We start from the raw sequence: 24,090 nt of genomic DNA, 5'->3' as shown, positions 1-24,090 counted from the left end.
GCTGACCGTGGAAAATCTCATTGCGCTGCTCATCGGGGCGCCCCTGCTCGGAGCGGCCGTCCTGCTGCTCGGCGGGCGGCGGCTCGACAAGACCGGGCACTGGCTCGGGACGCTGCTCGCGGCCGTCTCCTTCCTGATCGGCCTGGCGCTCTTCGCCGACATGCTCGGCAGGAGCGCCGACGACCGGACCCTGCACCAGACGCTCTACACCTGGATCCCCGTCGGGACCTTCCAGGCGGACATGGGCTTCCGGCTCGACCAGCTGTCGATGACCTTCGTCCTGCTGATCACCGGGGTCGGCACGCTCATCCACGTCTACTCCATCGGCTACATGGAGCACGACGAGCGCCGCCGCCGCTTCTTCGGCTACCTCAACCTGTTCGTCGCGGCGATGCTCCTGCTCGTCCTCGCCGACAACTACCTGCTCCTGTACTTCGGCTGGGAGGGCGTCGGCCTCGCCTCGTACCTCCTGATCGGCTTCTGGCAGCACAAGCCCAGCGCGGCCACCGCCGCGAAGAAGGCCTTCATCGTCAACCGCGTCGGCGACATGGGCCTGTCGATCGCCATCATGCTCATGTTCACCACCTTCGGCACCTTCGCCTTCGGCCCGGTGCTCGAAGCGAGCGGCCAGGCCTCCGAGGGCAAGCTGACCGCGATCGGCCTGATGCTGCTCCTCGCCGCCTGCGGCAAGTCGGCCCAGGTGCCGCTGCAGTCCTGGCTCGGGGACGCGATGGAGGGCCCGACCCCGGTCTCGGCCCTCATCCACGCGGCCACGATGGTGACCGCCGGCGTGTACCTGATCGTGCGCTCCGCCGACATCTTCAACGCGGCGCCGGACGCCCAGCTCGTCGTCACCGTGGTCGGCGCGGTCACGCTCCTCTTCGGTGCGATCGTCGGTTGCGCGAAGGACGACATCAAGAAGGCGCTCGCCGGTTCGACGATGTCGCAGATCGGCTACATGATCCTGGCGGCCGGCCTCGGCCCCATCGGCTACGTCTTCGCGATCATGCACCTGGTGACGCACGGCTTCTTCAAGGCCGGACTCTTCCTCGGCGCCGGTTCCGTCATGCACGGCATGAACGACGAGGTCGACATGCGGAAGTACGGCGGCCTGCGGAAGTACATGCCGGTCACCTTCGTCACCTTCGGCCTCGGCTACCTCGCGATCATCGGCTTCCCGGGCCTGTCCGGCTTCTTCTCCAAGGACAAGATCATCGAGGCGGCCTTCGCCAAGGGCGGCACCGAGGGCTGGATCCTCGGCGCGGTCACCCTGCTGGGCGCGGCCATCACCGCGTACTACATGACCCGCGTGATGCTGATGACCTTCTTCGGCGAGAAGCGCTGGCAGCCGGACGCCGAGGGCCACGAGCCGCACCCGCACGAGTCGCCCAAGTCCATGGTCATCCCGATGATCCTGCTGGCCGTCGGCTCGGTCGCCGGAGGCGCGGTCTTCGAGTTCTCCGGGTTCGTCGAGTGGCTGGAGCCCGTCACCGGCTTCGAGCACGGCCACGCGCCGATCAGCGCCGCCGCCGTCACCGCCGCCACCGTCGCCGTCATGGTGATCGGCGTCGGCCTCGCGTACCTCCAGTACGGCCGCAGGCCCGTCCCGGTGGTCGCCCCGCGCGGCTCGCTCCTCACCCGGGCCGCCCGCCGCGACCTGCTCCAGGACGACTTCAACCACGCGGTCTTCGTCACCGGCGGCACGCACCTGACGCGCTCGCTCGTGTACCTCGACCACAGCCTGGTCGACGGCGTCGTCAACGGCACCGCGGCCGCCGTCGGCGGACTCTCCGGCCGACTGCGCAAGCTCCAGAACGGCTACGCCCGCACGTACGCGGTCTCCATGTTCGGAGGTACGGCGGTGCTGATCGCCGCGACCCTGCTGATGAGGGCGGTGTAACTCCCATGTCCTTCCCGCTCCTTACGGCGACGGCAGCGGTGCCGGCGGTCGGTGCGATCCTCACCGCCGCCGTCCCCGCCGCCCGCCGCACCGCCGCCAAGTGGCTGGCGCTGCTCGTCTCGCTCGCCACGCTCGTCCTCGCCGGGGTGGTCTTCGCCCGCTTCGAACCGGGCGGCGACCGCTACCAGCTCACCGAGAACCACGCCTGGATCAAGGACTTCGGCGTCCGGTACGAGCTCGGCGTCGACGGCATCGGGGTCGCGCTCATCGGTCTCACCGCCCTGCTGATCCCGTTCATCGTCCTGGCCGGCTGGCACGACGCCGACCCGCTGGAGACCGCCTCGAAGAGGTGGCGGCCGACGCAGGGCTTCTTCGCCCTGATCCTCATGGTCGAGGCGATGGTGATCCTCTCCTTCGAGGCCACCGACGTCTTCCTCTTCTACATCCTGTTCGAAGCCATGCTCATCCCGATGTACTTCCTCATCGGCGGCTTCGGCGACCGCGCCCACAGCGGCTCCGACGAGAACGCGGCGGCCCAGCGCTCGTACGCGGCCGTCAAGTTCCTGCTCTACAACCTCGTCGGCGGCCTGATCATGCTGGCCGCCGTCATCGGGCTCTACGTGGTCGCGGGGAACTTCTCGCTCACCGAGATCGCCGAGGCCCGCGCCAACGGCTCGCTCGACATGGCCACCAGCACCGAGCGGTGGCTGTTCCTCGGCTTCTTCTTCGCCTTCGCGGTGAAGGCGCCGCTCTGGCCGCTGCACACCTGGCTGCCGAACGCGATGGGGGAGGCCACCACCCCGGTCGCCGTCCTCATCACCGCCGTCGTCGACAAGGTCGGCACCTTCGCGATGCTCCGCTTCTGCCTCGGCCTCTTCCCCGACGCCAGCAAGTGGGCCACCCCCGCGATCGTCGTCCTCGCCCTCATCAGCATCGTCTACGGCGCGCTGGTCGCCGTCGGCCAGCGGGACATCAAGCGCCTGGTGGCCTACGCGTCGATCTCGCACTTCGGCTTCATCATCCTGGGCATCTTCGCGATGACCAGCCAGGGCCAGTCCGGCGCCACGCTCTACATGGTCAACCACGGCGTCTCGACGGCCGCGCTGATGCTCGTCGCCGGCTTCCTGATCTCCCGGCGCGGCTCGCGGCTCATCGCCGACTACGGCGGCGTGCAGAAGGTCGCCCCGGTGCTCGCCGGCACCTTCCTGATCGGCGGCCTCGCGACCCTGTCGCTGCCCGGACTCGCCCCGTTCGTCAGTGAGTTCCTGGTCCTGGTCGGCGCCTTCGAGCGCTATCCGGTGGCCGGGATCGTCGCCACCACCGGCATCGTCCTCGCCGCGCTCTACACCCTCGTCCTGTACCAGCGGACGATGACCGGGCCGGTGAAGGAGGAGGTGCGGGCACTGCCCGACCTGCGCGCGCGCGAGCTGGCCGTGGTCGCGCCGCTGATCGCCGTCCTGATCTTCCTCGGGGTCTTCCCGAAGCCGCTGACGGACGTCGTCAACCCGGCCGTGCGGCACACCATGTCCGACGTCCATCAGAAGGACCCCCAGCCCCAGAACGTGGAGGCGGCCAAGTGAGTTCCATGGCTGTCCACAGCATGTGGACGACGGCTGCCGAGCCGATCGCCAAGATCCCGGCACCGCACATCGAGTACACCCAGCTCTCGCCCGTTCTCATCGTGCTCGGCGCCGCGGTCGTCAGCGTCCTCGTCGAGGCCTTCGTGCCCCGCAAGGGCCGCTACCACAGCCAGGTCTTCCTCTCCGTCGCGGCGCTCGCCGCCGCCTTCGCCGCCGTCGTCGGCCTGGCCGCGGGCGGCTACGGCTCCACCAAGGCCCACATCGCGGCCATGGGCGCCGTCGCCGTCGACGGACCCGCCCTCTTCCTCCAGGGCACCATCCTCCTCGCCTCCATCGTGGCGGTCTTCACCTTCGCCGAGCGCAGGCTCGACCCGGCCGACCACGGCCACAAGGTCGACTCCTTCGCCGCCGAGGCCGCCGCCGTCCCCGGCAGCGACCAGGAGAAGGCCGCCGTCAAGGCCGGTTTCACCACCACCGAGGTCTTCCCGCTCGTCCTCTTCGCGATCTCCGGAATGCTGGTCTTCCCGGCCGCCAACGACCTCCTGACGCTCTTCGTCGCCCTGGAGGTCTTCTCCCTCCCGCTGTACCTGCTCTGCGCCGTCGCCCGCCGCAAGCGGCTGATGTCGCAGGAGGCGGCCGTCAAGTACTTCCTGCTCGGCGCCTTCTCCTCGGCCTTCCTGCTCTTCGGGATCGCCCTGCTGTACGGCTACGCGGGCTCCGTCTCGTACGCCACCATCGCCCGCGTCGTCGACGGCTCGATCGGCTCCGTCGACCCGGCGCTCGCCGACACCATGGGCAACGACGCGCTGCTGCTCATCGGCTTCGCCATGGTCCTCATGGGGCTCCTCTTCAAGGTCGGCGCCGTCCCGTTCCACATGTGGACCCCGGACGTCTACCAGGGCGCCCCGACCCCGGTCACCGGCTTCATGGCCGCCGCCACCAAGGTCGCCGCCTTCGGCGCGCTGCTCCGCCTGCTGTACGTGGTGCTCCCGGGCCTCACCTGGGACTGGCGGCCGGTCATGTGGGGCGTCGCCATCGTCACCATGCTGGGCGGCGCGATCGTCGCCATCACCCAGACCGACATCAAGCGGCTCCTGGCGTACTCGTCGATCGCGCACGCGGGCTTCCTGCTCGCCGGTGTCATCGCGGCCACTCCGAGCGGGATCTCGTCCGTCCTGTTCTACCTGGGCGCCTACTCCTTCGTGACGATCGGAGCCTTCGCCGTCGTCACCCTGGTCCGGGACGCGGGCGGCGAGGCCACCCACCTGTCCAAGTGGGCCGGGCTCGGCCGCCGTTCGCCGCTCGTCGCGGCGGTCTTCGCGGTCTTCCTGCTCGCCTTCGCCGGCATCCCGCTGACCTCCGGCTTCTCCGGGAAGTTCGCGGTCTTCAAGGCGGCGGCGGACGGCGGCGCGGGCGCCCTCGTCGTGGTCGGTGTGATCTCCTCGGCGATCGCCGCGTTCTTCTACATCCGGGTCATCGTGCTCATGTTCTTCAGCGAGCCGAAGCCGGACGGCCCCACGGTCGCCGTCCCTTCGGCCCTGACGAGCCTCACGATCACCGCGGGCGTCGTCGTCACCCTGGTCCTCGGCCTCGCCCCGCAGTACTTCCTGGACCTCGCGAACCAGGCGAGCGTGTTCGTCCGGTAGGACGGGCGGCACGCGCGAAGGGCCCGGCTCGGGGGCGAGCCGGGCCCTTCCGCGTACGTCCCCGGGTCAGGCCATCCAGAAGAAGACGGCGGTCATCCGCTTGTCCTCCAGGGTGGTGCCCCAGTAGCCCGTCGCGCTGTGCATGAGGTTGGCGGAGTAGAGGAGCAGGCGGTTGTAGCGGTGGGGGACGCGGATGTCCTCGGTGAAGGAGTCCGGGGGGACGAAGCGGGTGCCCAGGGCGTCGACCAGGTTGTTGTGCGGGGCCAGGACCTGGTTGCCGCCGAGCCGGCCGCCGGGCAGGTTCTGGCGGTAGAAGCTGGTGCCGCAGTCCTTGGGGGTGTCCGGGCTGAGGTAGAGCACGGCGGCGTAGCGGCACAGGCTGCGGGAGTCGGTGTGCGGGCGGGGCTCGCACTCGTCCTTGCCGACGGCCTGGACGCAGTTGTGGTTGAAGGTGCCCGCGCCCTCCGGGTTCTCGGCCCAGATCCGCGGGGCGCCGGTGGCCTTGCGCACCAGCCGCTCCACACGGGCGAGTTCGTCCGGCTCCAGGCCCGGCATGGCCCGCTGGCCGGGCCAGGGCTCGGGGTTGACCGGGGCGCCCTGGACCCAGTCGTCCTTGGCGAGGCAGCGGGCGCGCACCTCGTCGATGTTCGGCAGGACGTCGTCGATGACCCAGTAGTCGCGGCCCTTCGTCGGCTTCCGGTACGGGAGGACGGGCAGCCCGGCGCCTGGCGAGGGGGGACGGAAGGGGTGATGTGGGGGGTTCGGAGACATGCCGGGAACGCTAGTTCGGGCCCGGGAAGGGGCTTCCAAAGCGGTGGCCAAGTCTCCGACAAGAGTCGGTGTGCGCCTGCCCAAGAAACGGGAAGGGCGCCCCCGCCGCGCGGGGGCGCCCCTTGTGAGCGCACGTGATCAGGCGGAGGGGACGATCCGGCCGCGGACCTCGCCGAGCGCCACCCGGGTGCCGTCCGGGCCCGGCGCCCAGGCCGTGAGGACGACCTCGTCGCCGTCCTCCAGGAACGTCCGCTTGCCGCCCGGCAGTTCGAGGGCGTCGCGGCCGTTCCAGGTGAGCTCCAGGAGCGAGCCGCGCTGGTTCACCTCGGGGCCGGAGACCGTGCCGGAGCCGTACAGGTCACCCGTACGGAGCGAGGCGCCGTTCACCGTCATGTGGGCGAGCTGCTGGGCCGCCGTCCAGTACATGGTGGAGAACGGCGGCTCGGCCACCACCTCGCCGTTGATCTCCACCGAGATCCGCAGGTCGAAGCCGCCCGGCTCCTCCTCCGCCGCGTCGTCCAGGTACGGAAGGACGGGGAGGTCCCGCGCGGGCGGGGCCGTACGGGCCGCGTCCAGGGCCTCCAGGGGCGTCACCCACGCCGACACCGAGGTCTGGAACGACTTGCCGAGGAACGGGCCCAGCGGCACGTACTCCCAGGCCTGCACGTCCCGCGCCGACCAGTCGTTGAGCAGCGTCAGACCGAAGACGTGCTCCCGGAAGTCGGCCAGCGGGACCGGCTTGCCGAGCTCGGACGGGGTGCCGACGAGGAAGCCGACCTCCGCCTCGATGTCCAGCTTGACCGAGGGGCCGAAGACCGGGGCCGGGTCCGACGGCGCCTTGCGCTGCCCGGAGGGGCGGACGACATCGGTGCCGGAGACGACGACCGTGCCCGCGCGGCCGTGGTAACCGATCGGCAGGTGCTTCCAGTTGGGGGTGAGCGCGTCGCCGTCCGGGCGGAAGATCTTCCCGACGTTCGTCGCGTGGTGCTCGCTCGCGTAGAAGTCGACGTAGTCCGCGACCTCGTACGGCAGGTGCAGCGTCACCGCGTCCAGCGGGTGCAGCAGCGGCTCGATGTCGGCCCGGTGCGCGGGCACCGTCACCCAGGCCGTCAGCGCCCGCCGGACGTCGCGCCAGGCGGTCCGCCCGGCCGCGAGCAGCGGGTTGAGGCTCGGCTGCGCGAGCAGCGCCGCGTACGGGGAGCCGAGCGCGTGCGCCGCGGCACCCGCGTCCAGGACGTGCCCGCCGATCCGGACGCCGAGCCGGCGCCGCCCGGGCTCGTCGGCGGTCGAGAAGACGCCGTACGGGAGGTTGTGCGGGCCGAAGGGGTCGCCCTCGGCCAGGTCGAGCGGGCTGTGCTCGGACATCGGTGCGTGCCTCGCTTTCCACGTGTGTGGGGGACACGTTACGGGGCGGGCCGCCGGGCGCGGATGACATGGATCACACAGAAACCGCGGCCTCCGTGGGCAACTGCCCCCATACGCGCGGTTTGTGTCCCGGGCCGCCCCGGAACACCCCCGCGAGCTGCGGAAACAGGGCTCCCCCGGGAGCCTTCCGAGTCATACGATCAGGGCGGTGTCGTGCCGCGTGAAGTAGCCGCGGGCGCGCGCCCACCATCTTTCTTCGCACTCTTTCTCTGACCAGGAAAAGGTCCGCAACGTGAAGATCCGCCGCATTCTGGCGACCGCCGTGGCCGCCGCCGTGACCACCCCGGTCGTCTTCCTCTCGGCCGCGCCCGCGTCCGCCGACACCAAGCCGACCTCCGGGCCCTCGCAGAAGCCCGTGACCCACGCGGGCGACCTCGACGAGGACATGCCCTCGCTGGAGGACCTGAAGGCCGCCGTCGCGGCCGCGCAGAAGGCGTACGACGAGGCCGTCGCCGACGTCGCCAAGGCCCGGGCGGACATCGACGCCCTCGACAAGGCCGACCACCCGCTGCAGGTCGCGGCCGCCGACGCGAAGAAGGCCGCCGACGAGGCCGCCGCCAAGAAGACCGCCGCCGACGAGGCGCTCGCCAAGGCGAAGCAGGACGAGCAGGCCGTGAAGGACAAGCCCGACGCCACCGACGAGGAGAAGGCCGCCGCTGCCGCCGCCGTCACCGCCGCGCAGACGGCCGCCGACGAGGCCGCCACCGCGAAGGCCACCGCCGACACGAAGGCCAAGGAGGCCTCCAAGACCCTGGAGGACGCCAACGTCCAGGCGTTCCGGGTGCTCGCCCTCGCCCAGAAGGTGGAGAAGGCCGCCAAGGAGAAGCTCGACGACGCCAAGGAAGAGCTCGCCTCCTACGAGGACATGGGGGACGAGTGCGAGGAGGACTCCTCCCTCAAGGTGACGGTGAGCGGCCCGAAGAAGGTCACCGCCGGTGAGCCCGCGGTCTTCTCGATGCACGTCACCAACACCTCCGACCACAAGCTGGACCTCGTCAACGCCTTCGCGAACGCCATCCGGCTGCCCGCGCCCGGCGACGAGATCGACGAGGACACGGACTTCTCCGAGCTCGCCATCCCCGTCGAGTGGTCCTCCGCCGACGTCCTGGAGTGGACGCCGATCACCGAGAAGTCCGAATCCATCGAGGTCGGCGAGCTCGACAAGGGCGCCTCGTACGACGTGAAGCTGCGCCTCACGGTCGACGCCAAGGCCACCGCCGGCAAGGGCGCCCTCTTCGGCTACGGGGAGTACGAGAACAACGACGGCTCCTGCGGCTTCGCCAGCGACTTCAAGGACGTGAACTTCGACATCCTCGCCGCCGGCAAGGGCGACAAGCCGAAGCCGACGGAGACCACGACGCCCACCCCGGCGCCGACCGCCACCACCGGCGGCAACACGAACACCACCCAGCAGGGCGGCTCGTCCAACACCCCCGTGAACGGCACCCTCGCCGCCACCGGTGCGAACGACACCCTGCCGCTCGGCTACGCCGCCGCCGGGGCCGTCGCCCTGGGCGCCGGCGCGCTGGTCGTCGCCCGCCGCCGCAAGGCGGACGCGCAGGCGTAACCCCTGATCGGTCCCCCGTACGGCGTGAAGTCAGCCCGCCGTACGGGGGATCCTCTTTTCCCAGGTCCGGTGGAAGACGATCTCGCCGCCCTCCCTGCACACCACCTCGTCCTCGGCGAGGAAGGCGTCCGCGTCGCAGGAGAGCGCCGAGCGGGTGTCGACCGTGACGTCCCAGGCGAGCTCGGGCCGGTGCAGCCGGATCGCCCACTCCGAGCGGGTCCGGGCGGACAGCGGGCCGCTCTCGTCGATCACGCAGGTCTCCACGGCGTCCTCGGTGTACTCCAGGCCGTCCGGGTACACGCGCGTGCCGCCGTACGCCGGGCCGGCCTCCAGCGTCCATTCGCCCCTGGCCACGTCCCGGACCACCACCCGCTCCGGGCGCGGCTCCTCCAGGGTGGCCGGGTACGCGACGCCGAGGGGCGCGGACTGCTCCGGCTCCTCCCACCCGACGGCGTCCTCGGCGGGCGCGCGGACGGGCAGGGTGAGGTTCGAGCCCGCCGGGTCGAGGGTGAAGCCGGCCGCGTCCGGCTGGGGCCAGATCCACGGCCAGTACGCGGAGGAGACCGCGAGCCGCACCCGGTGGCCGGGCGCGAAGCTGTGCCCGATGCCGTTCAGCTCGAAGACGAGGCTCTCCGTCTCGCCGATCTGCGCCTCCACGGCCCGGTCGCGGCCGTAGCGGGCGGAGAGGTTCAGGGCGCCCCGGGTGACGAGGGTGGAGGAGCCGTCCGGGGCGATGTCGCAGAGCCGGGCGATCACCTGTCCGGTGGGGGCGGAGGTGCGCAGGGAGAGGCTCACGGAGGGCCGGCCCAGGATCTCGACGGGGCCGCCGTCCTCGGGGACGGGGAAGTCGAAGCAGGCCGAGCGGGCGTCCTCGTCGCGCTGGTCGGGCGGCAGGTCGGCCTCGCCGCCGACGGGGAGGAAGCGGCCGGCGTCGAGGCCGGTCCGCTGGGGCGAGTCGACCAGGACGGGGGCGCCCTGGAAGGCGTACGTGACGGGGGTGACGTGCGGCGAGGGCCAGGAGGGGTCGGCGACCCAGCGGCCGGGCAGCTCCCCGTACACGGTGGCCGGCGGGTGCGAGTCGCTGATCCAGGAGCGCAGCAGCGGCTCGGCCATCACGTCGTTCTCGACGCCCCTGAGGTGGTGGTCCCACCAGCGCAGGGTCTCCTGGAGGAAGCCGATCGCCGGTCCCGGCGGCAGGCCGCGGTCGGGGTACTGGTGGGACCAGGGGCCGATGATGCCCCGCACCCGGTCCTGGGGGAGGTGCCGGGCGAGCCGCAGGACGGTGTCGCGGTACGGGTCGTGCCAGCCGCCGACGGCGAGGACGGCGGCCCGGACCGCCCCGTAGTCCTCCCGGACGCTGCCGTGCCTCCAGTACGCGTCCCGGGTCTGGTGGGCGAGCCAGGTGTGGACGGGCGGTTCGACGGCCTCCAGGCGCCGCAGCCACAGCTCGCGCCACCCCTCGCCCGCGTACTGAGGATCCGGGGGCCGGGCGGCGAAGGCGAGCAGGGTGGCGGACCGGGCGGACATGCCGGCGCCGAGGACCGAGCCGCCCATGTAGTGGACGTCGTTGTCGTAGCGGTCGTCGGTGGCGCAGACGGAGACGACCGCCTCCAGCGGCCCGGGGGCGAGGGCGGCGACCTGGAGGGCGCTCGCGCCGCCCCGGCCGATGCCGAACATGCCGACCTTCCCGGTGCACCACTCCTGCCCGGCGAGCCAGTTCACGACGGCGACCCCGTCGGCGAGCTCGACGGCGTCGTACGCGTCCCCGGGCAGGCCCCCGCTGTTGCCGTGGCCGCGGACGTCGACCCGTACGGAGGCGTAGCCGTGGCCCGCGTACCAGGGGTGGCGCTGCCAGTCGCGCGGGGCCGTGCAGTCGGTGAGGCGGAACGGCTCGTACTCCAGGAGGGCCGGTACGGGCTCGTCGGTGAGCGGCCGCCACGCGCGCGCGTACAGTTCGGTGCCGTCCGGCAGCGGGATGCGGAGGTCCTCGTGGCGGGTCTCGTACGGGAAGTCGGTACGGATGCGCATGTCAGAACCTCGGTGGACGGGGTGCGCGAACGCTGTTCGGGACAGAACAGTCGTTCCTGGGCGTATCAGCTGATCACGAACATACCGGTGGTGACGGGAAGGCGCCCACGGTGATCGAAAGGTGACCGGATACGCTGGCTTGAGTGAATCGAGCGACACATCGACAATCCATGTGATCGTCAGCAGGCGTCAGCAGACAGGAGACCCCCTCGTGACCGTCGTCGGGCCGTTCGGCCTCAGCGTGCGGGACCAGGCTCTTGAGGCCGATGTCCAGGCCGGTCTGGCGGCTGTGGAGGCGGGCCTCCTGGACGCCACCAAGAGTGACGTCCCCTTCATCACGGAGGCCGCGCAGCACCTCGTCCTGGCCGGGGGGAAGCGGTTCCGCCCCCTGCTCGTGATGCTCGCCGCCCAGTTCGGCGACCCCTACGCGCCGGGCGTCGTGCCCTCCGCCGTGGTCGTCGAGCTCACCCATCTGGCCACGCTCTACCACGACGACGTCATGGACGAGGCCGACGTCCGGCGCGGCGTCGACAGCGCCAACACCCGCTGGGGCAACTCGATCGCCGTCCTCACGGGTGACTTCCTCTTCGCCCGCGCCTCGCACACGCTCGCGGACCTCGGCCCCGAGGCCGTGCGCATCCAGTCCGAGGCGTTCGAACGGCTCGTGACCGGCCAGATCCTGGAGACCGCCGGGCCGATGGACGGCCGCGACCCCGTCGAGCACTACCTCGACGTCCTGGGTGGCAAGACCGGCTCCCTCGTCGCCGTCTCCTGCCGCTTCGGCGCCATGATGTCCGGCGCCGACGAGAGCGTCGTCGACATCCTCACCCAGTACGGCGAGCGGCTCGGCGTCGCCTTCCAGCTCGCCGACGACGTCCTCGACATCGCCTCCGACTCCCACGAGTCCGGCAAGACCCCCGGCACCGACCTCCGCGAGGGCATCCCCACCCTCCCCGTCCTCCGCCTGCGGGCCGCCGCGGCCGCCCACGGGCGCCCGGAGGACCTGGAGCTCGTCGCCCTCATCGACGGCGGCCTCGCCGACGACGAGCGGCACGCGGAGGCCCTGCGCCGGCTGCGCGCCCACCCCGCCCTGGAGCAGGCCCGCCGGGACACCGTGCGGTACGCGGAGGAGGCGCGCGCGATGCTGGCGCCGCTGCCCGACGGGTACGCGAAGGCGGCCCTGGCGGAGATGTGCGACGCCGTGGTCCACCGCGCGGGCTGAGTCGTCCCACCGGTCTAGGTCATCTCAGGGTCGGGTCATCCCGAAGCAGTACGTGAGGTTGATCCCGGGGTCTGACGCTTCCGCGCCGCCTTCTTGGTGAGATGGAGTCATCAACCACAGGGGCAGCACGGTACGGAGGTAGCGGAGACCATGGCAGAGACCCGTAAGGCCAGCCGGTTCATCGTCCCGGTCGCGGTGGCAGGAGTGGCCGCGGCGACCATCGGGCTCGTCCCGGCGCTCGCGGCGTCCGGCGACCCCGACCTGCCGGAGATCACGGCCCAGCAGCTCATCGAGAAGATCGCGGCGTCCGACACCCAGACGCTGTCCGGCACCTTCAAGATCTCCACCGACCTGGGCCTGCCGGCCCTCGACGGGCTGGCGTCCGGCCTCGGGGGCCTGGGCGGCGGCGACGGCGGCTCCGCGTCGGCCGACCCGACCGAGAAGCTCACCTCGCTCTTCTCGGGCAGCCACACCCTGCGCATCGCGGCGGACGGCCCGGAGCGCCAGCGGCTCACCCTGCTCGACGGCTCCGACGAGTACAGCCTGATCCACAACGGCGACGACGTCTGGGGCTACGACAGCAAGTCGAAGGAGGCCTTCCACGAGAAGGGCGCGGGCGGCCCCGGTGCCCCCGGGAAGGACGAGAAGCTCCCCGGCACGCCGAAGCAGCTCGCCGACGAGGTCCTCAAGGCCGCGGGCGACACCACGTCGATCACGGTCGACGGGACGGCGAAGGTGGCCGGCCGGGACGCGTACCAGCTGGTGATCAAGCCGAAGCAGACCGGTTCGACGGTCGAGTCGGTGAAGATCGCGGTGGACGCGGCCAACGGCACCCCGCTGAAGTTCACGCTCTCCTCCGTCGAGGGCGGCAAGCCGGTCGTCGACGCGGGCTTCACGAAGGTCGACTTCGGCAAGCCGGCCGCCTCGGAGTTCACCTTCAAGGCGCCGAAGGGCGTGAAGGTGACGGAGGGCGCGGCGGAGAAGGCCGAGAAGGGCGAGAAGGTCCCGGGTGACCTGCCGGAGGGCTTCGAGGGCGGCTTCCCCGGCCTCGGGAAGGACTTCGGCAAGGACTTCGGGAAGGGCTTCGAGGGCTCCGGCGAGGGCATGAACGTCATCGGCGAGGGCTGGACGACGATCGCGAAGCTCGACATGGGCGGACCGGCGCCCAAGACGGACGAGGCGCCGAAGGAGGTCCAGGGCTTCCTGGACTCCTTCGGCGACAAGGTCACCGGCAAGTTCGGCTCGGGCACCGTCTTCAAGACGAAGCTGGTGAACGCGCTCATGACCGACGACGGCAAGGTCTACGTCGGCGCGGTGACGAAGGACGCGCTGGTGGCCGCGGCGAACGCCGGCAAGTAAGGCCCGAGTTGGGACCCCGGGCGGGTCGGGGGCGAAATTCACCGACCCGCCCGGGAGCTTCTCGGCGTTACGGGAACGTCAGCTTGAAGCTGTTGATGTAGCCGGTGTCGGCCGCGGCCTTGTCCTGGACGCGGAGCTTCCAGACGCCGTTGGCGACCTCGGTGGAGGCGTTCACGGTGTAGGTGGTGTTGATGTTGTCGGTGCTGCCGCCCGCCCGGTTGGACAGGTTGTAGACCGAGCCGTCGGGGGCGATGAGGTCGACGACGAGGTCACCGATGTAGGTGTGGACGATGTTCACACCGACCTTCAGCGTCGAGGGCGCGTTCCCCGTGATGCCGGAGACGGTCACCGAGGAGGTCACCGCGGCTCCCGGGGAGTCCGGGATGGCGACGTCCGTGTCGTTGCCGAAGACCGTGCCGGCCGGCGGGGTCGTCCCGGTGGACAGGTTCCAGACCGCGTACGCGATGGCGTCCGAGTTCCGGTCCAGGGCCGTGTCGTTGATGTTCGCCGAGGTGTCGCAGGACGCGTGGTAGCAGCGGTCGAAGGCCTGGCCGGACGTGCCGCCCCACTTCTGCGCCTGCGCCGCCGTCTTGATGTAGTCGGCACCGGAGAAGAGCCCGCCGACCGGGATGCCCACGTTCTTGAAGGGCGCGTGGTCGGAGCGGCCGTCGCCCTCGGTCTCGATCTCGGTGGGGATGCCGAGCCCGGTGAAGTAGTCCTTGAAGGTCTGCTCAAGGGTCGGGTCGTCGTCGTAGACGAAGTAGCCCGGGTTCGGCGAGCCGATCATGTCGAAGTTCAGATAGCCGCTGATCTTCGAACGCTCGGTCGAGGGAAGGTTGTTGACGTAGTACTGCGAGCCGACGAGCCCGAGCTCCTCGGCGCCCCACCAGGCGAACCGCAGGTGCTTCGTCGGCTGGAGCTGGGCGCGGGAGACGGCGAGCGCGGTCTCCAGGATCGCGGCCGATCCCGAGCCGTTGTCGTTGATGCCGGGACCCGCGGTGACCGAGTCGAGGTGCGCGCCGGTCATGAGCACCTGGCTCGGGTCGCCGCCCGGCCAGTCGGCTATCAGGTTGTAGCCGGTGGCGCCGCTGGAGGTGAAGGTCTGCAGGGTGGTCGTGTAGCCGGCGGCGTCCAGCTTCGCCTTCACGAAGTCGATCGACGCCTTGTAGCCGGTACGGCCGTGGGCCCGGTTGCCGCCGTTGGCGGTGGCGATCGACTGGAGGTCCGTCAAGTGCTGCTTGACGTTGGCGAGCGGGATGTCGGGCGGCGTCACGGCCGCCGTCTGGCCGGCAGCGGCGCTGGTGCCGGTCAGTCCGGCGAGCGCGAGTGCCGCGAGTGCGGCGGCCGCGGTGACGCGTCTGGGCACGGAGATGTTCATGTGGGGGCTCCGGATTCCGAACGGGGATGGGACGGAACGTGCGAGACGCCCCGGGCGGCGGTGCCACGAGGCGTTGGAGCTGTGCGGGTGCGCGGTTGTTCAGTTGTGCGGCTGTTCGGTCACGCGTGCTGAATGTTCAGTGAGAATTTGACTTCACGTCAAGAGCGGAAACCGGTCAGGGGCGTTCGCTCAGCGAACAGTCCGGTGGGCGGCGCAGGACCTGCGCGTGGTGCCGTGGACGGTCCGCGCTCCCACCCCTTTCATCTGGTCGCCCGGCATGGCATCGTCCGCACGTGACAGACATCGCCGGCGGAGCAACGGACTCAGGACGACCCGACGACCGCACCGCGTCCGCCCTGCGGTTCGCCACGGAGCTCGTCGCATGGGTGGCGACCCCCTGGGCCCTGGCCGCGCACTCGTGGCTGCTCGCCGCCCTGTCCGTGGTGGTCCTGATCGGTCTTCCGACCCTCTTCTCCACCCCGGGGGACAAAGCCCATGTGATCGTCGCGGTGCCCGGCTGGGCCACGATCCTGCTGGTGCTGCTCCAGCTGTTCGCCGCCGTGACGGCTTCCTGGCTCGCCTGGCCCGCCTGGGCGGCCGCGCCCGTGACCGGACTGGCCGCCGCGACGGTCGTCACGGAGCGCCGACGCTGGATGTGGCTCCTCTCCGAGAACCGACGCACCGGCTGAGATGCCCACGCGTCGCCGCACCGGGCAGGCCGGGCGACCGCGACGCGTGTGGGCACCCGTCCGGCTTCAGGCGGCGGCTCTCGCGGTCTCGCGGCATTCGGTGCACAGGCCGTCGGGGGTCGGCGGCGGGAAGGGGCGACCGCAGTCGGCGCACTCGATGAAGCGGGGACCCGGCGCGGATGCCGGGGGCGGCGCAGTGGGCAGCGGTGGCGGCAGCAGGGTCCTCAGCCGGTGGGCGAGCAGACCTGCCGGGTGGGCGAGCTTCTCGGGGAGACCCGCGCAGAGCGTGCGGCGGACGGCGTCCGGGTGCGTCCCCCGGTCGAGCCAGGCGGTGACCTCCGGGGCCAGGCGGTGCACGTCACGCTCCGACAGCAGCAGCCGGGGATCGTGCACCCGCAGCCCGGCAAGCAACTCGGCGGCGGCCCGGTGGCGCTCCGCGAGCGGCAGGGGAGGCGGCGGCGGGGTTTTGGGTGCGGGCAGTTCCGGCGGCGCTTGCGGTTCCGGCGGTGCCTGCGGTTCAGGCGGCGCCTGCGATGCCTGCGGTTCAGGCGGCGCCGTCCTCCGTCCGGGCTTCGGCTCAGCCCCCGGACGGTTGTACGAGACCGTACGGTGCACGAACCGGCCGTCCGGCAGCCGCTCCCTGGTCCGCTTCAGATACCCGCAGGCCTCCAGCTCCCGCATGGCGCGGGCGACGACCAGCTCGCTGTTGCGATGCCTGGCCGCAATCGCCTTGATCCCGACCGGGGCCCCGGCAGGAAGCGACTGGATGTAGAGGGCGAGCCCCTTCGCCTGCAGCGTGAGCTCGCGGTGCTGGGCGAGGTGGTTGCCGGTCACCACGTAGTGGGTGTCGTGCCGGACGTTGACGTGAATGAGCCCGGAGGCGCCCAGGGGCGCGCTAGGCTGCTTGGAAGCCATCAGGAAGGGCTTACTTCCTCGGTGGTCAGGCCCTCGATCAGGATTCGCGTTCCGGTCGGGGGCCGACATGTTGCTGGAGTTGTCGCGGTGAGCATATGCCAGGCAACCAGCCGCAAATCCAGCCCAGTTGACCCAATTCACCTGTGTGAGTGACGGGCGGCCTGCGGGGAGGCTGGTGGGGTGAGGTAGGTCATTCCCCCCGGCTTACGCCTTTACGTCGCACCTGACCGCGACGCGGACATCCGCGTCGCGGGCGGCTACGACAGGGCCAGTTCCGCCCACACCGTCTTGCGCGGTACGGGTCCGGGCTGCACGCCCCAGCGCTCCGCGAGCACCTCCACGATCAGCAGCCCGCGCCCGGTCGCGACGGGCAGCCGGTCACCCCGCGTATCGGTCACCTCGATACGGAGGGTGCCCTCGGCGGCGGACATCGCGAGCCGGAAGTCCCGCCCCGGCACGCGACCGTGCGTCACGGCGTTCGCCGCGAGCTCGGCGACGACGTGGGCGGCCGGCCGGGCCACGTACTCCAGTTCCCAGGACCGCAGCTGCTCGACGGCGAGCAACCGGGCGAGCCGCGCCCCGCGAGGGGTTGCGGAGAGCTGGATTCCGAATTGGCGTACGGACGCCACGAGTTGGATGTTTTCTTCGTTCATGTCACCCAGGGTGGTGGCACGTGCCTACGCTGCCCACCGAACACGCCCTTACGTACGGTTACTGTCCCGCGTCTGTCCGGCCCTGTCCCGACTGTCCCGCGCGGCGCTCCGGGAAGGGCTCTGCCGAAGGAGGTGGGCACGCATGAGCGTGGACGAGGTGGACGGCACGGGGACAGAGGACGCGGGCTGGGAGGTGGAGCCGGGGGACGAGTCGGGTGCGGCGGTGGTCGCCGCCGTCGGACGTCAGATCAAGCTCTGGAGAGAGGCCAAGGGGCTGAGCGCGGTCGAGTTCGGCGCGCTGATCGGTTACGGCGAGGACCTGATCCGCAAGGTCGAACGCGGGGTCCGTATCCCGCGCCCGGAGTACCTGGACAAGGTGGACGGCGTGGTGGGGGCCGGCGGGCTCATCTCGGCGATGAAGAGGGACGTGGAGGAGGTTCGGTACCCGAAGCAGGTGCGGAGCCTGGCGAAGCTGGAGGCACGGGCAGTCGAATTCAGCCTTTACTCCAACTCGAACATCCACGGCCTGCTGCAGACCGAGGAGTTCGCGCGTGCGCTGCTCCGCACGTGGCGCCCGGCGTACGGACCGGCGGAGCTGGAGCGGTACGTGACGGCACGTGTGCGGCGTACGGAGGTCCTGGAGAAGGGGCCGGGGCCCGAGTTCAGCTTCATCCAGGAAGAAGCGACGCTGAAGCGGCCGATTGGGGGCAAGATGGTACTTCGCCGTCAGCTCGAACGTCTGCTGGAGGTGGGCGATTTGCCCAACGTCGAGATCCAGGTGATGCCGACCGAGCGCGCCGATCACCCCGGGACGGCCGGGCTGATCGAGATCCTCAAGTTCGGGGACGGCACCAGCGTGGGACGCAGCGACGGCGACTTCAACGGTCGTCCGGTCTCCGACCTCAAGCGGCTCCGGATCTTGGACCTTCGCTATGGCATCATCCGCTCCAAGGCCCTCACTCCTGCGGAGTCCCGGGACTTCATCGAACAACTGCTGGGAGAGACATGATCGGCAACCCCGAGCTGGACTGGTTCAAGAGCAGCTACAGCAGCAGCAGCAACGGCAACGACTGCGTCGAGGTCGCCACCGTCCCCGGCACCGTCCACGTCCGTGACTCCAAGGACGCCGAGGGCGCCCGTCTCGCCTTCGGCCCGGGCGCCTGGGTCGGGTTCGTCGCGTACGCCTCCGGCGAGTAGGGGCTCCGGGGCTGGCCTGCGCGGCTTCGCCGAGTCCGTGCGCGTCCGGGCAGCTCGACGGGGACGTCGAGCTGCCCGAGGAGATGGCGGGCCGGCGCGCTGAGATCGAGGCGGAGGAGCAGCGCGCCGCCGAGGCCGGTGAGTGGCGGCTCGTGTGGAACGGGCCCCGGTAAGCCGTCGAGTCCGTCGAGGTCACCCGTACCGCTCTCGACGAGCAGTCAGAGGTCCACCGGCCGGATGCGGGAATGCGGCGCCGACGACCGCGTGTTGCCGTTTGCCGACACCTCCCGCCCCGGGCGCCGCAGTCGGTGCTCGACGGACCGCTGGGACATCCGCGGCAAAGTGCGGGAACACCGAGCTCGTACGTCATAGGGTCGGCCTCCCGGTCAGTCCTCCCCTTCTGAAGGAGCGCACGCACATGAAGATCGCCGTACTGGGAACGGGTGAGGTCGGGCAGCGGCTCGCCACGAAGTTGGTCTCGCTCGGGCACGAGGTGGCGCTGGGGTCCCGGACCGCGGACAACGCCGACGCCGCGAAGTGGGCGGGGGAGAGCGGCGGGACGCACGGGACCTTCGCCGATGCGGCGGGGCCGGCCGAGCTGGTCGTCAACGCGACCGGCGGGCTCGTCTCGCTGGCCGCCCTGGAGGCGGCGGGTGCCGAGAACCTGCGGGGCAAGGTGCTGATCGACGTGTCCAACGCGCTGGACTTCTCGGAGGGGTTCCCGCCCAAGGTCGGACTGCCCGACGGCAGGAGCGTCGCCGAGCACCTCCAGGAGGCCTTTCCGGAGGCGCGGGTCGTCAAGACGCTCAACACCATGACCAACACCGTCATGGTGGAGCCCGGCCGGGTCCCGGGGCACCACAACGTCTTCCTGAGCGGTGACGACGCGGACGCGAAGGCCGTGGTGGCGGAGCTGCTCGCCTCCTTCGGGTGGGCGGCCGACCGGATCATCGACCTCGGTGACCTGTCGAGCGCCCGCGCCACGGAGCAGCTGATGCCGCTGTGGCTGCGGCTCTACGGGGTGCTCGGCACCGGGGACTTCAACTTCGGCGTCGTGGGGGCCTGAGCCCGATCCCGCAGGTGGTCCAGGAGGCCTTCCGGCTCCGGGTAGGGCCTCTCCTGGGGGAGCAGCCGGGCGGCGGCCTCCAGGTCGCCCGCCCGGACCAGGCCGTGGACCTCGTGGGCGAGCGCCGTCACGTCGGTGATCGAGACCGTCCACTCGTCCGCGTACCGGCGGGACGCCTCGCCCGCCAGGCCGAGCTGAAGCGAGCGGTGCGGGAGGGGGCTCAGGCGCAGGTCGCGCTCCGGGTCCCACTGGACCCGGGCCGGGGCCTGGCGCAACTGCCGCTTCCAGGAGGCCTGGTCGGGGTGGAAGCCGGTCTTGTAGTGGGAGAGGCAGGCGTTCCGCAGGGCCCACTCGAAGCCCTCGCGGGTGATCTCCACGGCGAGGACGGTCTCCTGGCCCTCCTTCTCGCCCCAGCCGCAGCGGTACATCATCCACAGGAACGACGGCTTGATCCAGGTCATCCGGTCCCGCTTCCAGGCGGCCGGGAAGCGGCCGTCGCGGGCGGCGGGGAGGCCGATCCCGGGCCGGTAGGCCTGGTAGACGGTGACGGTGTCCTCGGTGTGGAGCGCGCGGATCCGGTACTTCGGTTCTTCCATGCGCCCCAGGGTGCGGGGGCCGCCCTCGGGCGGGCCACCGGTTTTTCCCAGGACGCCCCCGCGGCCTCCCGGAAGATGCGACCGAAGTCACGGTCCGAACGCCCTGGTACGCACTTAATGTGAAGGGATGAACGATTCGCCCGGCAGCCCGCTGATCGACGTGGTCGCCACGTACATGGCCCGGCTCTCGGAGTTCTCCTTCGAGCCGGGGCTCGTGGCCGCCGTCGACCAGCATGCGGCGGCCGTGTGCGACGCGCTGATCCCGGCCCAGCGGGGCCCGGAGGTCCGGACCGTGCGCCGGGAGGACCTCGCCGACTACGTCCTCGGGTTCACCGACCGGCTCTCCGAGGTCGACTGGACCGAACCCGTCGGCCACGACTTCGCGACCCTGCGCCTGACGGCGGTCTGCTGGCTGATCCGGGAGCACGACCTGCTGGACGCGTGACGGTCGGCGCGATCTGTCGGACGCGTGACGGTCACACGGGCTCCTTGCCGGGGCGGCGTTCCGTCCGCTCCCGCGCCGCCTGGGGGAGAGGCCCCGTGGGTCCGGGGCCCGGACTCCCGACACGACTACGCGCGTGTGCCCCCCCGCCTCCGGTCAGCTCCGGGGCCGGGCCGATGGGGTCGAAGCCGGTGTGGTCCCGCTCTCCCCGCCGGTGTGTCCGCTTGCGGGGGCGGTCTCCGTGCGGTCGGCGGTGCCGGAGGGGTCCGCGGTCTCCGTGCGGGCCGCGGCGGCGGCCGCCTCGACCGCGGCGCGGCTCCCGCGGGCCGTCCGGAGGGCGTCCCAGGTGAGGATCGTCAGGGCCAGCCAGACGAGGGAGAAGCCCACCCAGCGCTCCGCCGGCATCGCCTCGTGGAAGTAGACGACGCCCAGGAGGAACTGGAAGACCGGCGCGAGGTACTGGAGGAGTCCGAGCGTCGACAGCGGGACGCGGATCGCCGCCGCCCCGAAGCAGATCAGGGGCGCCGCCGTGACGATGCCGGTCGCGGCGAGCAGCGCCGTGTGCCCGGCGCCGTGGTGGCCGAAGGCCAGGGTGCCCCGGGTGCCGAGCCAGACGAGGTAGGCGAGGGCGGGCAGGAACTGGACGGCGGTCTCGGCGGCGAGCGACTCCAGGCCGCCGATGTTGACCTTCTTCTTCACCAGGCCGTAGAGCGCGAAGGAGAAGGCGAGGGTGAGCGAGATCCACGGCGGCCGCCCGGCGCCGACCGCCAGGACGACCACGGCGAAGAGGCCGATGCCGACCGCCGTCCACTGCGCGGGGCGCAGCCGCTCCTTCAGGACGAGGACGCCGAGGGCGATGGTGACGAGCGGGTTGATGAAGTACCCGAGGGAGGCCTCGACGACGTGGCCCGTGTTCACGGACCAGATGTAGAGGCCCCAGTTCACGGTGATGACGGCGGCGGCCAGGGCGATCAGGCCGAGCTTGCGCGGGCTGCGGAGCAGCTCGGGTAGCCAGCTCCAGCGGCGCAGCGCGAGCAGCGCGACGGCGACGAAGAGCAGCGACCACACCATCCGGTGGGCGAGGATCTCGATCGCGTCGGCGGGCTTGAGGAGGGGCCAGAAGAGCGGGACCAGCCCCCACATGCCGTAGGCGCCGATCCCGTAGAGCAATCCTGCTCGACCTTCGTTCTGCTCCGTCTTCACCGGACCTCCCGCCCTGTGACGCGCTGTCCTGTCGAAGGTAGCGCCGCACGGGGCGGGTTGTCATGCCCGTTCCGGCATACGGTCATGACAGTGTTACGAGGCGGCCAGCGCTTCCTTGATCGACTCGGCGACCGGGGTGGTCGGGCGGCCGATCAGCCGTGCCAGGTCGCCCGTCCGGAGGGCGAGCGCGCCGAGCGCGACGGCCCGGTCGACGTCGACGAGGATCTCGGCGAAGGGGGCCGGGACCCCGGCGCCGGTGAGGATCTCCAGGTGGACCGCGCCGGGGACGGCGTTGTACGCGATCTCCCGGCCGGTCTGGGCGCCGACCTCGGCCGCGTACTCGGCGAAGGACCAGGCGGTGTCGCCGCTCAGCTCGTACGTCTTGTTCAGGTGCTCCTCGGCCGGGCCGGTCAGGACGGCGGCCGCGGCGGCGGCGTAGTCGGCGCGGGCGGCGGAGGCGACGCGGCCCTCGCCGGCGCTGGCGACGACGGCGCCGTGGGCCAGGACCGGGGCGAGGTTGGCGGTGTAGTTCTCGGAGTACCAGCCGTTGCGCAGGAAGGTGTACGGCAGGCCGGACGCGAGGATCAGCTCCTCGGTCGCCTTGTGCTCGTCGGCGAGCGTGAAGTCGGCCTCCGGGCCGCCGAGGATGCCGGTGTACGCGAGCTGGGCCACGCCCGCCGCCTTCGCCGCGTCGATCACCGCGCGGTGCTGGGGGACGCGCTGCCCGACCTCGCTGCCCGAGATCAGCAGCACCCGGTCACCGGCCTCGAAGGCCTCCGCCAGGGTCTCCGGACGGCTGTAGTCGGCGATCCGCAGCTCGACGCCGCGCTCGGCGAGGTCGGCGGCCTTGGCCTTGTCGCGGACGACGGCGACGACGGACTCGGCCGGGACGGTGTCGAGGAGGGCGTCGACGACGAGACGGCCGAGCTGTCCGGTGGCTCCGGTGACGACGATGCTCATGGTGCTTCCTTCTTCCCGTGGGGGGCGTGGGCTCGCTGGGCGATGCACTCACCGTACGACAGGCGCTAACCATTCGAAAGTACCCACTTTGAAGTAAGGTACTGGCATGGGAGTAAGCAAGCAGCCGAACGTGAACGAGCCGATGTGCCCCTCGCGCCTCGTCCTGGAGCACGTCACCAGCCGCTGGGGCGTCCTCGTCCTCGCGGCCCTCATGGAGCGCTCGTACCGCTTCAGCGAGCTGCGCCGCGAGATCGGGGGCGTCAGCGAGAAGATGCTGGCCCAGACCCTCCAGACCCTGGAGCGCGACGGCTTCGTCCACCGCGACGCCAAGCCCGTCATCCCGCCCCGCGTCGACTACAGCCTCACCCCCCTCGGCGAGGGAGCCGCCCGCCAGGTCTGGGAGCTCGCCCGCTGGACCGAACAGCAGGTGGGCGCGGTCGAGGCGGCGCGCGTGCGTTACGACACCGTGCGCGCGGCGTCCCAATGACGCTGTAGAGCGGGCGAGTTGATCCACGGAGCCCGTACGATCTCCCTCACCGACCGGGGGACCGTGCGAGCGACCGTGGGGGGAACAGTGAGGGACGCGTACGGAAGGGTGCTGCGCGCCGGCGCCGCACTGGCGGCGGGGGCGGCGCTCGTGGCCGGCTGCTCGTCGGGAGGCGGCGGGGGCGACGCGAAGCCGCCCCGGGAGACACCGGGCAAGAGCACGCCCGGGACGCCGACCCCGACCCCGACCCCGACCTCGAAGCCGACCGCGCCGGTCTTCACCCCGGACCCGAAGAAGGCCCCGCGCACCGAGGCCGAGGCGCGGCGGCTCGCCCTCGCGATCGTGGCCGGGCCGGACGACTGGGGGCCCGACTACGTCAAGCGGACCCCGTTCCTCAGCGAAACCGGCTACTGGCCGGTCCTCGACGAGAACTGCGAGTGGGAGGCCGGCACCCTGCCCCGCTCCATCCTCTACAGCGTCACCGCCTACAGCGAGATCCCGGCCGCCGGCGGCAAGGGCCCCCTGCGCGTCGCCGCCACCGTCACCGTCCACCGCACCCCCACGGACGCCGACTGGGAGATGGCCGAGACCCTGGAGGAACCACTGCGCTGCCCCGACCAGGAGCTGCGCCAGGGCGAACGCATCACCGGCCTCCAGTCGCTCGGCATGCCCTACGGCGCCGACGAGAACACCGACTCCCTCATCGAACGCGGCTCGTACCTCAACGACGCCTTCAAGGGACCGCAGCTCTACAGCTGGTACCAGCTGCGCATCGGCCAGGTCAGCGTCGCCGCCGTCGTCAAGGGAGCCCCCGGCCACACCGAGACGGAGACCAACCTCTCCCAGGTCCGGGCCAGCGCCACCATGCAGGACCGCGCCAAGAAGCAGTTGGGAGCCCAGTCGTGAGCCCGATCCCCGACCCCGCCCCCGAGCCCGGCGCCCAGCCGGACCACGGCCCCGGCTCCCGGCCCGGCTCTGAGTCCGCGCACGGGTCCGACGCCCAGCC

23 protein-coding genes are annotated in these 24,090 nt (G+C 71.4%); 14 read left to right on the top strand and 9 right to left on the bottom strand.

What is annotated here, in order from left to right:
• The first annotated feature begins 7 nt into the window (after nt 1–7).
• From nuoL to nuoN, 3 genes are read left to right on the top strand one after another with little or no spacing between them, the layout of a single operon-like run.
• On the top strand, nt 8–1,900 hold the full coding sequence (gene nuoL, locus ACH4TP_RS04580) for an NADH-quinone oxidoreductase subunit L (protein ID WP_398184007.1): 1,893 nt from the start codon (nt 8–10) through the stop codon (nt 1,898–1,900).
• A 5-nt stretch (nt 1,901–1,905) separates the two neighbouring features.
• Nucleotides 1,906–3,480: an NADH-quinone oxidoreductase subunit M gene (locus tag ACH4TP_RS04575; protein ID WP_398435631.1), complete on the top strand. Its 1,575-nt coding sequence runs from the start codon at nt 1,906–1,908 to the stop codon at nt 3,478–3,480.
• A complete protein-coding gene (gene nuoN, locus ACH4TP_RS04570; RefSeq protein WP_398435629.1) occupies nt 3,477–5,126 on the top strand; it encodes an NADH-quinone oxidoreductase subunit NuoN in 1,650 nt (549 codons plus the stop codon). The genes ACH4TP_RS04575 and nuoN overlap by 4 nt, the downstream gene beginning before the upstream one ends.
• 66 nt (nt 5,127–5,192) lie before the next feature.
• On the opposite strand, the gene ACH4TP_RS04565 is transcribed toward nuoN, so the two are convergent.
• Entirely contained in the window at nt 5,193–5,897 is a 705-nt protein-coding gene (locus ACH4TP_RS04565; protein ID WP_389221088.1) for a DUF6445 family protein, read from the bottom strand.
• 138 nt (nt 5,898–6,035) lie between these two features.
• Nucleotides 6,036–7,262: a fumarylacetoacetase gene (fahA, locus tag ACH4TP_RS04560; protein ID WP_389221085.1), complete on the bottom strand. Its 1,227-nt coding sequence runs from the start codon at nt 7,260–7,262 to the stop codon at nt 6,036–6,038.
• Nucleotides 7,263–7,554: 292 nt separating this feature from the next.
• Here fahA and ACH4TP_RS04555 point away from each other — a divergent pair, with 292 nt between their 5' ends.
• Nucleotides 7,555–8,889, top strand: coding sequence for a peptidase (locus tag ACH4TP_RS04555; RefSeq protein ID WP_398435627.1), 1,335 nt, complete (start codon nt 7,555–7,557; stop codon nt 8,887–8,889).
• Nucleotides 8,890–8,919: 30 nt separating this feature from the next.
• On the opposite strand, the gene ACH4TP_RS04550 is transcribed toward ACH4TP_RS04555, so the two are convergent.
• Nucleotides 8,920–10,917 (bottom strand): CocE/NonD family hydrolase, encoded by a 1,998-nt coding sequence (locus ACH4TP_RS04550; RefSeq protein ID WP_398435625.1) that lies wholly within the window; start codon nt 10,915–10,917, stop codon nt 8,920–8,922.
• Nucleotides 10,918–11,128: 211 nt separating this feature from the next.
• Between ACH4TP_RS04550 and ACH4TP_RS04545 the strand changes: the two genes are divergently transcribed.
• Together ACH4TP_RS04545 and ACH4TP_RS04540 are read left to right on the top strand one after the other, a co-directional pair.
• The gene (locus ACH4TP_RS04545; RefSeq protein WP_389221077.1) at nt 11,129–12,139 is read left to right on the top strand and encodes a polyprenyl synthetase family protein; all 1,011 of its coding nucleotides are present in this window, start codon (nt 11,129–11,131) and stop codon (nt 12,137–12,139) included.
• 150 nt (nt 12,140–12,289) lie between these two features.
• Complete coding sequence (locus ACH4TP_RS04540; RefSeq protein ID WP_398435623.1) at nt 12,290–13,498, top strand: outer membrane lipoprotein carrier protein LolA; 1,209 nt, start codon at nt 12,290–12,292, stop codon at nt 13,496–13,498.
• A 67-nt stretch (nt 13,499–13,565) separates the two neighbouring features.
• Here the strand turns inward: ACH4TP_RS04540 and ACH4TP_RS04535 are convergent, their stop codons facing one another.
• On the bottom strand, nt 13,566–14,876 hold the full coding sequence (locus ACH4TP_RS04535) for a M28 family metallopeptidase (RefSeq protein ID WP_398435621.1): 1,311 nt from the start codon (nt 14,874–14,876) through the stop codon (nt 13,566–13,568).
• 293 nt (nt 14,877–15,169) lie between these two features.
• On the opposite strand from ACH4TP_RS04535, the gene ACH4TP_RS04530 reads away from it, so the two are divergent.
• Complete coding sequence (locus ACH4TP_RS04530; RefSeq protein ID WP_398435620.1) at nt 15,170–15,565, top strand: hypothetical protein; 396 nt, start codon at nt 15,170–15,172, stop codon at nt 15,563–15,565.
• 66 nt (nt 15,566–15,631) lie between these two features.
• Here the strand turns inward: ACH4TP_RS04530 and ACH4TP_RS04525 are convergent, their stop codons facing one another.
• On the bottom strand, nt 15,632–16,480 hold the full coding sequence (locus ACH4TP_RS04525; protein WP_398435618.1) for a helix-turn-helix domain-containing protein: 849 nt from the start codon (nt 16,478–16,480) through the stop codon (nt 15,632–15,634).
• A gap of 257 nt (nt 16,481–16,737) precedes the next feature.
• Complete coding sequence (locus ACH4TP_RS04520; RefSeq protein WP_398435616.1) at nt 16,738–17,133, bottom strand: ATP-binding protein; 396 nt, start codon at nt 17,131–17,133, stop codon at nt 16,738–16,740.
• A 142-nt stretch (nt 17,134–17,275) separates the two neighbouring features.
• Here ACH4TP_RS04520 and ACH4TP_RS04515 point away from each other — a divergent pair, with 142 nt between their 5' ends.
• The 4 genes from ACH4TP_RS04515 (at nt 17,276) to ACH4TP_RS04500 (ending at nt 19,396) form a co-directional block, all read left to right on the top strand.
• The gene (locus tag ACH4TP_RS04515) at nt 17,276–18,142 is read left to right on the top strand and encodes a Scr1 family TA system antitoxin-like transcriptional regulator (RefSeq protein ID WP_398184036.1); all 867 of its coding nucleotides are present in this window, start codon (nt 17,276–17,278) and stop codon (nt 18,140–18,142) included.
• Nucleotides 18,139–18,330 carry a DUF397 domain-containing protein gene (locus tag ACH4TP_RS04510; protein WP_398435614.1) on the top strand — a complete coding sequence of 64 codons (192 nt, stop codon included), beginning with the start codon at nt 18,139–18,141 and terminating at the stop codon, nt 18,328–18,330. The genes ACH4TP_RS04515 and ACH4TP_RS04510 overlap by 4 nt, the downstream gene beginning before the upstream one ends.
• 237 nt (nt 18,331–18,567) lie before the next feature.
• On the top strand, nt 18,568–18,702 hold the full coding sequence (locus ACH4TP_RS04505; RefSeq protein WP_389221054.1) for a CGNR zinc finger domain-containing protein: 135 nt from the start codon (nt 18,568–18,570) through the stop codon (nt 18,700–18,702).
• 46 nt (nt 18,703–18,748) lie between these two features.
• Entirely contained in the window at nt 18,749–19,396 is a 648-nt protein-coding gene (locus ACH4TP_RS04500) for an NADPH-dependent F420 reductase (protein ID WP_398435612.1), read from the top strand.
• Here the strand turns inward: ACH4TP_RS04500 and ACH4TP_RS04495 are convergent.
• A complete protein-coding gene (locus ACH4TP_RS04495; RefSeq protein WP_398184045.1) occupies nt 19,345–19,992 on the bottom strand; it encodes a DUF4291 domain-containing protein in 648 nt (215 codons plus the stop codon). The genes ACH4TP_RS04500 and ACH4TP_RS04495 overlap by 52 nt on opposite strands.
• A 127-nt stretch (nt 19,993–20,119) precedes the next feature.
• Here ACH4TP_RS04495 and ACH4TP_RS04490 point away from each other — a divergent pair, with 127 nt between their 5' ends.
• Nucleotides 20,120–20,437, top strand: coding sequence for a DUF6401 family natural product biosynthesis protein (locus tag ACH4TP_RS04490; RefSeq protein WP_389221046.1), 318 nt, complete (start codon nt 20,120–20,122; stop codon nt 20,435–20,437).
• A 153-nt stretch (nt 20,438–20,590) separates the two neighbouring features.
• Here ACH4TP_RS04490 and rarD read toward each other — a convergent pair whose 3' ends face one another.
• Entirely contained in the window at nt 20,591–21,577 is a 987-nt protein-coding gene (gene rarD, locus ACH4TP_RS04485) for an EamA family transporter RarD (protein WP_398435789.1), read from the bottom strand.
• A gap of 153 nt (nt 21,578–21,730) precedes the next feature.
• The gene (locus ACH4TP_RS04480; RefSeq protein ID WP_398435610.1) at nt 21,731–22,597 is read right to left on the bottom strand and encodes an SDR family oxidoreductase; all 867 of its coding nucleotides are present in this window, start codon (nt 22,595–22,597) and stop codon (nt 21,731–21,733) included.
• Nucleotides 22,598–22,703: 106 nt separating this feature from the next.
• Here ACH4TP_RS04480 and ACH4TP_RS04475 point away from each other — a divergent pair, with 106 nt between their 5' ends.
• On the top strand, nt 22,704–23,084 hold the full coding sequence (locus ACH4TP_RS04475) for a winged helix-turn-helix transcriptional regulator (protein ID WP_389221040.1): 381 nt from the start codon (nt 22,704–22,706) through the stop codon (nt 23,082–23,084).
• Nucleotides 23,085–23,159: 75 nt separating this feature from the next.
• Entirely contained in the window at nt 23,160–23,990 is an 831-nt protein-coding gene (locus ACH4TP_RS04470) for a hypothetical protein (RefSeq protein ID WP_398435608.1), read from the top strand.
• The last annotated feature ends 100 nt before the right edge of the window (nt 23,991–24,090 follow it).

Source organism: Streptomyces sp. NPDC021012, assembly GCF_044333355.1.
GTDB lineage: Bacteria > Actinomycetota > Actinomycetes > Streptomycetales > Streptomycetaceae > Streptomyces.
The sequence above is the reverse complement of the archived record's forward strand: the minus strand, read 5'-3'. Positions and strand labels throughout refer to the sequence as shown.

Excerpts from the sequence above, each read along its gene's own strand:
- ACH4TP_RS04575 (WP_398435631.1), top strand. The coding sequence starts at position 1,906 with ATGTCCTTCCCGCTCCTTACGGCGACGGCAGCGGTGCCGGCGGTCGGT.
- rarD (WP_398435789.1), bottom strand. The coding sequence starts at position 21,577 with ATGTGGGGGCTGGTCCCGCTCTTCTGGCCCCTCCTCAAGCCCGCCGAC.
- ACH4TP_RS04550 (WP_398435625.1), bottom strand. The coding sequence starts at position 10,917 with ATGCGCATCCGTACCGACTTCCCGTACGAGACCCGCCACGAGGACCTC.
- ACH4TP_RS04515 (WP_398184036.1), top strand. The coding sequence starts at position 17,276 with ATGAGCGTGGACGAGGTGGACGGCACGGGGACAGAGGACGCGGGCTGG.
- ACH4TP_RS04535 (WP_398435621.1), bottom strand. The coding sequence starts at position 14,876 with ATGAACATCTCCGTGCCCAGACGCGTCACCGCGGCCGCCGCACTCGCG.
- fahA (WP_389221085.1), bottom strand. The coding sequence starts at position 7,262 with ATGTCCGAGCACAGCCCGCTCGACCTGGCCGAGGGCGACCCCTTCGGC.
- ACH4TP_RS04510 (WP_398435614.1), top strand. The coding sequence starts at position 18,139 with ATGATCGGCAACCCCGAGCTGGACTGGTTCAAGAGCAGCTACAGCAGC.
- ACH4TP_RS04525 (WP_398435618.1), bottom strand. The coding sequence starts at position 16,480 with ATGGCTTCCAAGCAGCCTAGCGCGCCCCTGGGCGCCTCCGGGCTCATT.
- ACH4TP_RS04520 (WP_398435616.1), bottom strand. The coding sequence starts at position 17,133 with ATGAACGAAGAAAACATCCAACTCGTGGCGTCCGTACGCCAATTCGGA.
- ACH4TP_RS04475 (WP_389221040.1), top strand. The coding sequence starts at position 22,704 with ATGGGAGTAAGCAAGCAGCCGAACGTGAACGAGCCGATGTGCCCCTCG.
- ACH4TP_RS04505 (WP_389221054.1), top strand. The coding sequence starts at position 18,568 with ATGCGGGAATGCGGCGCCGACGACCGCGTGTTGCCGTTTGCCGACACC.
- ACH4TP_RS04565 (WP_389221088.1), bottom strand. The coding sequence starts at position 5,897 with ATGTCTCCGAACCCCCCACATCACCCCTTCCGTCCCCCCTCGCCAGGC.
- ACH4TP_RS04500 (WP_398435612.1), top strand. The coding sequence starts at position 18,749 with ATGAAGATCGCCGTACTGGGAACGGGTGAGGTCGGGCAGCGGCTCGCC.
- ACH4TP_RS04480 (WP_398435610.1), bottom strand. The coding sequence starts at position 22,597 with ATGAGCATCGTCGTCACCGGAGCCACCGGACAGCTCGGCCGTCTCGTC.
- ACH4TP_RS04540 (WP_398435623.1), top strand. The coding sequence starts at position 12,290 with ATGGCAGAGACCCGTAAGGCCAGCCGGTTCATCGTCCCGGTCGCGGTG.
- ACH4TP_RS04495 (WP_398184045.1), bottom strand. The coding sequence starts at position 19,992 with ATGGAAGAACCGAAGTACCGGATCCGCGCGCTCCACACCGAGGACACC.
- ACH4TP_RS04490 (WP_389221046.1), top strand. The coding sequence starts at position 20,120 with ATGAACGATTCGCCCGGCAGCCCGCTGATCGACGTGGTCGCCACGTAC.